The organism is Vibrio sp. D417a (genome assembly GCF_030248595.1).
Taxonomy (GTDB): Bacteria; Pseudomonadota; Gammaproteobacteria; order Enterobacterales; family Vibrionaceae; genus Vibrio; species Vibrio alginolyticus.
Genome location: NZ_JAHGAM010000037.1, coordinates 1 through 9,178 on the forward strand (window position 1 = coordinate 1; position 9,178 = coordinate 9,178).

8 protein-coding genes and 1 rRNA gene are annotated in these 9,178 nt (G+C 42.9%); 8 read left to right on the plus strand and 1 reads right to left on the minus strand.

The window, feature by feature from the left end:
* Positions 1 to 305: 305 nt before the first annotated feature.
* Positions 306 to 1,589, minus strand: a complete 1,284-nt coding sequence (locus KI742_RS21955) for a carbohydrate-binding protein (RefSeq protein ID WP_017821842.1) — start codon at positions 1,587 to 1,589, stop codon at positions 306 to 308.
* A gap of 247 nt (positions 1,590 to 1,836) precedes the next feature.
* Here KI742_RS21955 and KI742_RS21960 point away from each other — a divergent pair, with 247 nt between their 5' ends.
* The 8 genes from KI742_RS21960 to KI742_RS21995 form a co-directional block, all read left to right on the plus strand.
* On the plus strand, positions 1,837 to 2,142 hold the full coding sequence (locus KI742_RS21960; RefSeq protein ID WP_020480920.1) for a PTS sugar transporter subunit IIB: 306 nt from the start codon (positions 1,837 to 1,839) through the stop codon (positions 2,140 to 2,142).
* Between the two features lie 87 nt (positions 2,143 to 2,229).
* Positions 2,230 to 3,564, plus strand: a complete 1,335-nt coding sequence (locus KI742_RS21965) for a PTS sugar transporter subunit IIC (RefSeq protein WP_005381064.1) — start codon at positions 2,230 to 2,232, stop codon at positions 3,562 to 3,564.
* A 51-nt stretch (positions 3,565 to 3,615) separates the two neighbouring features.
* Complete coding sequence (locus tag KI742_RS21970) at positions 3,616 to 3,927, plus strand: PTS lactose/cellobiose transporter subunit IIA (RefSeq protein ID WP_031777269.1); 312 nt, start codon at positions 3,616 to 3,618, stop codon at positions 3,925 to 3,927.
* A gap of 12 nt (positions 3,928 to 3,939) precedes the next feature.
* Complete coding sequence (locus KI742_RS21975) at positions 3,940 to 5,262, plus strand: 6-phospho-beta-glucosidase (protein WP_005381048.1); 1,323 nt, start codon at positions 3,940 to 3,942, stop codon at positions 5,260 to 5,262.
* 18 nt (positions 5,263 to 5,280) lie between these two features.
* Positions 5,281 to 6,036, plus strand: a complete 756-nt coding sequence (chbG, locus tag KI742_RS21980; protein WP_285386285.1) for a chitin disaccharide deacetylase — start codon at positions 5,281 to 5,283, stop codon at positions 6,034 to 6,036.
* Between the two features lie 104 nt (positions 6,037 to 6,140).
* Positions 6,141 to 7,139, plus strand: coding sequence for a LacI family DNA-binding transcriptional regulator (locus KI742_RS21985; protein ID WP_285386283.1), 999 nt, complete (start codon positions 6,141 to 6,143; stop codon positions 7,137 to 7,139).
* Between the two features lie 130 nt (positions 7,140 to 7,269).
* Positions 7,270 to 8,523: an HD-GYP domain-containing protein gene (locus KI742_RS21990; protein ID WP_213987480.1), complete on the plus strand. Its 1,254-nt coding sequence runs from the start codon at positions 7,270 to 7,272 to the stop codon at positions 8,521 to 8,523.
* 534 nt (positions 8,524 to 9,057) lie between these two features.
* Positions 9,058 to 9,178 (plus strand): 16S ribosomal RNA (locus tag KI742_RS21995); the annotation flags it as partial.

Consider the following 9,178-nt stretch of genomic DNA (forward strand, 5'->3'; position numbering starts at 1 on the left):
AATTTGATTCAAAATCCGTTGCCTTCGGGCGTGGCGGTTCAAGTCCGCCCACCGGTACCATATTAGAAAGGTCGCTTTTATAGCGGCCTTTCGTCGTTTTAGGTGTTCGTAAATATCAAAAGAAAGTTAGCGTTGCCTTCGCGGTGGCGTCAGGAGTGCCTGCCAGTCAAGTCACTCGCAGGTACCATATTTTAAGACAGAGCCTCGATGGAAGTCGGGGCTTTGTTGTATCTGGATCTTCAAAACAAAAAAAGCGCGAGGGGTATGCCTCGCGCAAACTACTACATGGTGATAGTAAGAACAGCCTATAGAGCTGTGAACAAGGTATTTTGAGTGTTCGGAGTCCAGTCTGCTTGGGACACGTGCGGTACATCAACTAGATAACGCAAACCTTGATAAGTCACCACATCGCCTTGTTTATAGGAAACATTCTGAGTCCAGTTAGTGGCTGGGTCCGCATTTGTCCAGAGGCTAGAGGTTGGAGACGGTGCCCAATCTTGTTGTGCAGTATGGTTTGTTACAGCCTGGTATACAGTACCTAGGTGTAAGACGTAATCGCCAGCGTCGTAGTTATGACCAACTTGCCAGTTCGGCGTGTAGTTATCCATTGTGTCGAAGTCATAACCCGCTTGTTTTGCTAACTGTATAAACTTAGCGAGCTTAGGCAGGTTTTGCGTTGCCCCCATGCCACGCTTACCATCTTCAAATAGGAACTCGTGAGTTAATACGATAACTTTATCGGCGTGTAAAGGTGTACCACATGGGAACTCTTGAGCTTTGGAGTTGATCGGGTTAATCGTTGTTGGTGCACAAGTGTTTAACGCGGAATCCACATATCCAAGAAATGCTTCTGCTTCTGTAAGGCTGTTTGCTGGCATTTCAATGCCCCAATTTTCGGGTGCCCAGTCCACATCCCAACCGTGAGTTTGATAGCCGTTATTCGCTAGGATATTTTGAACCTCGATAGCTGCTTTTACACTGTTGGATGGGTTGGATGTATCGCATACATATCCTGGTTCCCAAGGTTTCAGGTCATCAGACGTGGCACATAACCCATCTGCTTTGAAGTCTTTCGTCACGCGCCAACCGTTGGTGTAGGGCAGTCTAGCAAACTCTGTTGCCTTGTAGTTCGGGTAGCTTGTAATGTTCGGCAAATACTTTGCTAACACAGATAAGTTTTCCGTAAACATTGAGGCATCGTAAACAGGGTCTTGATACGAGTTAAGCTGGTGGTCCCCGGTCGCATTACACTCCGCAGCACTGTTCGGTCCAAACTCATCCACGCAGTTGTGCACCATGTGATCGTAACTGTGGTTCGCAACAATATGACCAGTGTCTAATGCGAGCTTTAAGGCTTCTAGGGAACGGTCTTCATTCTCATCACCAATTCCATCTAAATGCCAAGCATTAAAGTAAAACGTCGCTTTGATATCTTCCTGGTTAAGTACTTGAATAACGTCAATAGATGCATTGATTGGTCCATCATCAAACGTTAGATAAATGGTGCCTTTAGAGTCGGTTTGAGCAAATGAGTGTTGTGATAGTGCGGCACTTACAAGCGCTGCAATAGCCAATTTATTAAATTTCATTCTCTATTCCTTTTAAGAAATTAATAACGACGTTGTCAGTAGTAAAATATTGATAATTTGAAACTTAATGTGATGTCTTAAATTATTTTATGACTTTTATCCTAGACCTAAATAATTACAAAAAAATAGGTAGTATTTTCTAAATTGGGATTGTGTTCACGAATAATGCAACCGGTTGCGCTTTTTTGTCTTGGTTATTTTTGCTACAGTTTTTACAGGTTGAAATTTACACAACGGGAGTAAGGCTATGAAAAAGATCCTTTTATGCTGTAGCGCAGGGATGTCCACCAGTATGCTTGTTAAGAAAATGGAGCAAGCTGCTGAAAATAAAGGAATTGAGTGCAAAATTGATGCAATGTCAGTGAATGCGTTTGAAGATGTAATTAAAGAGTACGATGTTTGTCTTCTCGGGCCTCAAGTACGTTTTCAGCTAGAAGAGCTAAGAAAAACGGCGCAAGAGCATGGTAAAAACATTGATGCTATTTCTCCTCAGCATTATGGAATGATGAAGGGAGAAGAAGTACTAGAGCAAGCATTAGAATTAATTAACTAAACTATAGTTTTAAATTAAAAAGATAACTGTACATCAAATATAAATATTTGATGCGGGATTCTTTTGCCTAAAATAAGGATGGATTCTATGAAGCTTTATGACGCAATTATAGGCGCAGTCGAAAAGCATATAGCCCCTATAGCAGCTAAAGTGGGGAATCAGCCCCATGTTCGCGCAATGAGAGACGGTTTTATTGTCGCAATGCCGTTTATTATTGTCGGTAGTTTCATTTTGATTTTTGCATTCCCCCCATTTGCCGAAGATACAACCTTTACTTTTGGTCGAATTTGGCTCGATTTCGCCACTACACATTTTGATACCATAATGATGCCCTACAACATGTCGATGGGGATCATGACCATTTTTGTTTCGCTGGGCGTTGCTTATAGTTTAGCGAAGGCTTACAAGATGGATGGGATCACGAGTGCTGTATTGTCACTAATGTCTTTTTTACTCATTGCGGCCCCAGCTAAAGATGGCGCGTTGTCTATGTCTCACATGGGCGGAACCGGGATCTTCACCGCAGTGATGTGTGCATTTTTCTCGGTGGAGCTCTACCGTTTTATGAAAAAGCACAATATTACGATTCGCATGCCAGAGCAGGTGCCACCGGCGATTGCGCGATCATTTGAAGTATTGCTACCAGTCTTAGCGATATTCATTACCTTATATCCACTTAGCCTTTTCGTACAAACCCAGTACGACATGCTGATTCCAGATGCTGTTATGGCTATCTTTAAACCGCTAATTAGTGCGTCTAACTCATTGCCTGCCATTATTGGCGCTTTATTGCTTTGCCAGCTGCTTTGGTTTGCGGGTATTCATGGTGCTGCAATTGTTGTTGGACTGCTTTCTCCAATCTTTTTGACCAACATTGGTGCCAACATTGAAGCCTTTGTTGCAGGTGAACCGATTCCAAATGTATTTACTCAACCGTTCTGGGATTTTTACATCTTTATTGGCGGCTCTGGTGCAACACTTGCTCTTGTTATGCTGATGTCGTTTAGCCGTTCTGTTCACCTTAAGAGCATTGGTCGAATGAGTGCGGTGCCTGGCTTTTTCCAAATCAACGAACCAGTGATCTTCGGTAGCCCAGTTGTGATGAACCCGACCTTGTTTATCCCGTTCGTCTTCGCTCCAGTCATCAACGCTACGATTGCGTATTTTGCTGTGCATGTCGGCTTTGTGGGTATGGGTGTCGCTACAACACCTTGGACAACACCGGCACTGATAGGTGCTTCGTGGGGTAGCGGTTGGACCTTTGCGCCAGTATTGCTCGTCATTGGTTTATTAATTCTTGATCTAATCATCTACTTCCCATTCTTCAAAATGTTTGAGAAGCAAATGTTGGAGCAAGAACTACCAACGACGAAGGAAACTAAAGGTGACACGCAGCCGTCAGGCGAAGGCGTTACTGCTTAACTGTGCTTAATGGGCCGCAATTACCGCGGCCCGATTTTCGGAGAGAAAATGATGGAACAAGAATTGGTTGTAATGGAGATCATTTGCAATGCTGGTGAAGCCAGAAGTTTAAGCTACGAGGCATTGCGTTTATCTCGAGAACAAGATTTTGAAGCGGCTGATGAGAAGCTCTCTCAAGCAAGAGAGTGCATTAATAAAGCCCACTTAATACAGACTCAGCTTATTGAAGAAGATCAGGGAGAAGGGAAAGTCCCGATGACGTTAGTGATGGTGCATGCTCAAGATCACCTAATGACTACGATTTTGGCTCAAGAGATGGCTGTAGAAATCGTCGCACTGAACAAAAAAATCTCGAACAAATAAAGGGGGATGAAAATGTCTAGAGAGGCGATCAAGCTTGCCATTATTGGCGGTGGTAGTAGCTATACCCCGGAATTGGTTGAAGGGGTTATTAAGCGCTTAGAATATTTACCCGTTAAGAAAATCCATTTTGTGGACATTGAGTCAGGAGCTGAGAAGCTTGAGATCATCAAAGGATTGGCTCAGCGAATGGTCGATAAAGCCGGAGCAAAAATTGAGATAAAAGCCGGTTTCGATCGCCGTGCTGCGATAAAAGATGCGGATTTTGTGATGACGCAGTTTCGTGTTGGTGGCCTTGCTGCACGCGCTAACGATGAGCGAATCCCAATCAAGTACGACGTCATCGGCCAAGAAACAACGGGCCCTGGTGGTTTTGCTAAAGCACTGCGAACCATTCCGGTCATTCTTGATATCTGTAAAGACATTGAAGAGTTGGCTCCAAACGCATGGATGCTCAATTTCACCAACCCAGCGGGTTTAGTTTCCGAAGCGGTCAGTAAGTACACCAAAGTAAAGAGTATTGGTTTATGCAATGTGCCCGTTTCAATGGAAATGATGATTGCAGAAATGATGGAGTGCGAGCCAAAAGAGCTGCAACTTGAGTTTGCTGGGTTAAACCATCTCGTGTGGGTACACAAAGCATGGCTCAATGGGGAAGATATTACTCAAACGGTATTAGAGAAAGTCGGTGATGGTGCCAACTTCAGTATGAAGAATATCTGGGAAGAGCCGTGGGATCCGGCATTTCTAAAAGCACTGGGGGCGATACCATGTCCTTATCATCGTTACTTCTACCAAACTGATGCCATGCTTGCTGAAGAGAAACAAAGTGCCGATGAAAAAGGCACTCGTGCTGAGCAGGTAATGGAAACAGAAAATGCGCTATTTAAGCTCTATCAAGATCCTACCCTCGATCATAAGCCGAAAGAGTTAGAGGAGCGGGGTGGTGCTTATTATTCTGATGCATCACTGAACCTAGTTGATTCAATTTATAACAATCGTAATAGTATTCATGTTGTTAACGTTTTAAATAATGGAGCGATCAACGGCCTACCTGACGATGCTGTGATTGAATGTAGTGCCGTGATTGGTAGCTGGGGGGCGAAACCTCTTGCGGTTGGCGAGTTGTCAAACAATATCAAAGGATTACTCCATCAAGTTAAAGCGTATGAGCAGCTAACAATAGAAGCTGCTGTCGAAGGTAATTATGACAAGGCGCTTATGGCATTAACCAATAACCCATTGGTGCCTGACATTGGCCGCGCCAAGTCAATCCTGGATGATATCCTAGCGGTGAACGCTCCGTATTTACCTCAATTTAAACTAACGACGTTGTAGTACTAAGGAAGGACGCCAATGAAAGTCATTTTTAATGCTGATGATTTTGGTTTAACGAGAGGTGTAAATAACGGCATCGTTAAAGCTCATCAGCAAGGTGTGGTTCATTCAACCACCATGATGGTGGGTATGGATGCTGAGCAACATGCCTTAGAACTAGCTCGCCATAATCCAGACTTGAAAATTGGCGTTCATCTTAGGTTTACAGCAGGTGTGCCTATAACGAAGCATCCTAACTTGACCAACGGCCGAGCGCACTTTATCAACTATGACGAACTTTGGAGTAAGCAGGACTTCGAAACTCAGGTCGTTTATGATGAAGCAAAAGCTCAGGTGGAACATTTTTTATCGCTTGGGTTAGAGCTAAGCCACTTAGATAGCCATCATCACGCGCATACTCACCCTCAAATTTTGCCCGTTATTAAAGAAGTAGCGAATGAATACCGAGTGCCACTGCGGGGCACTGGCTTGTGTCAAGAATCGATGACAATCAGGTATATCTTTACTGATGAGTTTTATGATCAAAAAGTGAGTTTGGATGGCTTAATGGCACATCTATTGAGCTTAAAAGCTGACTATGACTTGGTTGAGGTGATGTGCCACCCGGCAGAGGCCGATCAGGCGCTTATCTTAAAGAGTGGTTATGCGCTTCAGCGAGAGCTAGAGTTACAAGTTCTTACCTCTCCCATTTTAAAAGAACAGTTAGCTCATCATGGTATAACTGTCACGGATTACTCTGAGCTTGTTTCTACCAATCAAATGGTCAGTGTATGATTAAAGGCTGCCAGCTTCGCCCCCTATAGCACCTTACGAATTGCTGGCAGCCGTTCTATACAAACGAATATTTAATAACAATTGCAGTTGGACCCAATAGCATTATGGCAAGGATTAAAGATGTAGCCGAACTCGCCGGTGTAAATCGCTCTACCGTTTCTCGAATTATTAATGGAGAGGGGAAATTTCGTGAGGAAACTCGAAAAAAAGTAGAGCAGGCTATGGCGCAATTGAATTATCGTCCCAGTGCAATTGCTCGTTCACTCGCAACCTCATCCAGTAATATGGTTGGGTTATTGGTGACTTACTATACGGGGGGCTTCTTTGGCGAGATGATGGAGCAGGTTCAGACCGAGCTGGATATTCATAAGAAGTTTTTGATTACAGCTCAAGGCCATCATTCTGCACAAGGTGAAAAAGAGGCAATTCAGCGTTTTAATGATTTACGTTGTGACGGCTATGTACTTCATAGTCGTTATTTGTCAGATGATGACTTATGTGAATTAGCTAAACAGCCAACACCTTTCGTTCTCCTGGATCGCTACGTGGAAGGAATAGAAGAGCGTTGTGTTACCTTTAACCATCATCATGCAAGTCGTATTGCCGTTGAGCACCTTTTAGCTGGTGGTCATCGAAAGATTGCTTGTATTGCCGGTCCATCCCAACGTCATAACAGTGTATTGAGAAAGCTTGGGTATATTGATGCAATGAAGGATGCTGGTATAGATATTGATGAAAGCTGGTGTGAAGAAGGGAATTATGGCCGGCAAAGTGGTTATGATGCAATGGCTGCAATTTTACAACGACACCCTGATGTGACGGCTGTCTTTTCGTGCAGTGAAGAAATGACGGTTGGCGCAATGCAGTACTTACACGAGCACAGTATTTCTGTACCAGAGCAAATCTCATTAACTAGCTTTGACAGTGTTGATCTTTGTGAAAGTCTTTACCCTACAGTATCAGCAGTGCACTTTCCTATCAGTGACATGGCCCGTGTAGCGGTACAAACGTTAATGGGGCTAGTCAAAGATCAAGAAGTAATAGACAAGCCAGTGTTCGAGGCCAAGCTTAAAATACGCAAAGCAGATCGCTCCTTAAAGTAGCTTACTTCTATCTAATTAAGTGAGTCGCTTAGAAATAACGGTTTGATGTTTTGATAGTTACTGATGAATTTATTCACAAAATTTACTAGTATTCTAACTCTCTTAAGAAATATAAATCAGTAGTGAATAAGTGGCAGCCATTAAACTAACGGTCGATCGTATTCAACCCGGATTACATATCCGTCTTCCGCTAAAGTGGAACGATCACCCCTTTCTACTCAATAGCTTTAAGATTAAAGACCAAGAGCAAGTCGAGATGATCCGCCACCTCGGCGTAAAGTTCGTTTACTTTAATCCGGAGCAAAGCGATGCCGTTCCACTCCCTGTTGATCAAAGACAAGCTGACAGAGTAACAAATGAAGCGTCGTTAGATCATGAAACTCAAAAAATGTGGCAAGAAAAACAAAACCGCATAGAAAAGTTAAGTGCATACCGTCGACGCGTGATTCAGTGTGAAAAAGAGTTTGAGCGCTCTCTGGCTCGTATGCGTTCAGTCATGACTAAAATCCGTAACCGTCCGACAGCAGCAGTTGATGAAGCAAAGCTTCTTATTGAAGATATCGTCGAGAAGTTAATGTGCGATGATAATGTTACGTTACATCTGATGAACGGAAAAAATGAGTTTGAAGATATTTATTTCCATTCATTGAACGTGGCTGTTATCTCTATGATGATTGGCCGTGCTAAAGGGTACTCAGCAGCACAGTTGAAAGAGCTTTCCTTCTCCGCACTATTCCATGATATCGGGAAAATAAAAATCCCGACTGCAATATTAAGAAAGCAACTACCTCTAACAGAGCCAGAAACCAACTACTTAAAGTTACACACTAAATATGGCGTCGATCTTGCGAGTCAAATCGAGGCTTTTCCCGAAGTCGCGAGAATTGTGATCGCGCAGCACCATGAGCTAAGAGATGGATCTGGTTATCCTAAAGGCCTGAAAGGAGATGAGATCAACGAGTTTGCTCAAATTATTGCTGTAGCCAATGCGTTTGATAACTTGTGTCATACACCGATAGTCTCAGATCAAAAGATTCCTTATACCGCACTCTCTCATTTATATAAGAACTGTAAACACCTATATAAAGAAGAGCACCTGAACATCCTAATTAAGTTTATGGGCGTGTTCCCTCCGGGTACCGTAGTTCAGCTTTCTAATAATATGGTCGGTCTGGTTATCTCAGTGAATGCATCGCATCTATTATTCCCGAATGTCTTGGTTTACGATCCATCAGTACCAAGGACGCAAGCGCCAATCATTGATCTTGCATCAAAAGATATAAAGATAGTTAACGCGATTCATCCGTCAAAATTACCGGATAAAGTAGAAGAGTATCTAAATCCGCGTTCGCGTATTTCTTATTTCTTTGATAGTGATGAGTAGTTATCCACAGCTTTTTGTGGGTAAATTGTATAAATCCTGAGTGTTATTTCTGGGTAATTTTAGGGTTGGATGGAAAGTATCCATTTGGCGTGTTTTTTTAGAAAAAATGCACTTTTAGTATTGCCAAAGAAAATCTTCTCCCTATAATGCGCATCCATCGACACGGCAGACGCCACAAGGCTTTAGCAGGGTCGAAGAGGTAAAAAGCTTCTACAAAAAATTAGTTTAAAAAAGTGTTTGACACTAACAACTAAATCGCTAGAATGCACCTCCGCTTTGAGAGAAAAACTTCTCGCAAAGCAAGCTCTTTAACAATATAGACCTATCAATCTGTGTGGGCACTCGTTGATGATAATCCAATTAGATACCTCGGTATCAAATTAGGTTTCAATGAAACGAAGTGACCATTCGAATTGGGAAGCAGCCTTGAGCTGTTTTGTTTTACTTTTTCAAAAGTAAAAACCAATAAGAGCACAGTCAATTCAAACATTACTTTATGTAATGTTCAGTATTCATTAAGCCGAACAAAATCTTAAATTGAAGAGTTTGATCATGGCTCAGATTGAACGCTGGCGGCAGGCCTAACACATGCAAGTCGAGCGGAAACGAGTTATCTGAACCTTCGGGGAACGATAACGGCGTCGAGCGGCGGACG

Bases quoted from the DNA above. Each gene is read 5' to 3' on its own strand.
- KI742_RS21955 (WP_017821842.1), bottom strand. From the start codon at position 1,589: ATGAAATTTAATAAATTGGCTATTGCAGCGCTTGTAAGTGCCGCACTA.
- KI742_RS21960 (WP_020480920.1), top strand. From the start codon at position 1,837: ATGAAAAAGATCCTTTTATGCTGTAGCGCAGGGATGTCCACCAGTATG.
- KI742_RS21965 (WP_005381064.1), top strand. From the start codon at position 2,230: ATGAAGCTTTATGACGCAATTATAGGCGCAGTCGAAAAGCATATAGCC.
- KI742_RS21970 (WP_031777269.1), top strand. From the start codon at position 3,616: ATGGAACAAGAATTGGTTGTAATGGAGATCATTTGCAATGCTGGTGAA.
- KI742_RS21975 (WP_005381048.1), top strand. From the start codon at position 3,940: ATGTCTAGAGAGGCGATCAAGCTTGCCATTATTGGCGGTGGTAGTAGC.
- chbG (WP_285386285.1), top strand. From the start codon at position 5,281: ATGAAAGTCATTTTTAATGCTGATGATTTTGGTTTAACGAGAGGTGTA.
- KI742_RS21985 (WP_285386283.1), top strand. From the start codon at position 6,141: ATGGCAAGGATTAAAGATGTAGCCGAACTCGCCGGTGTAAATCGCTCT.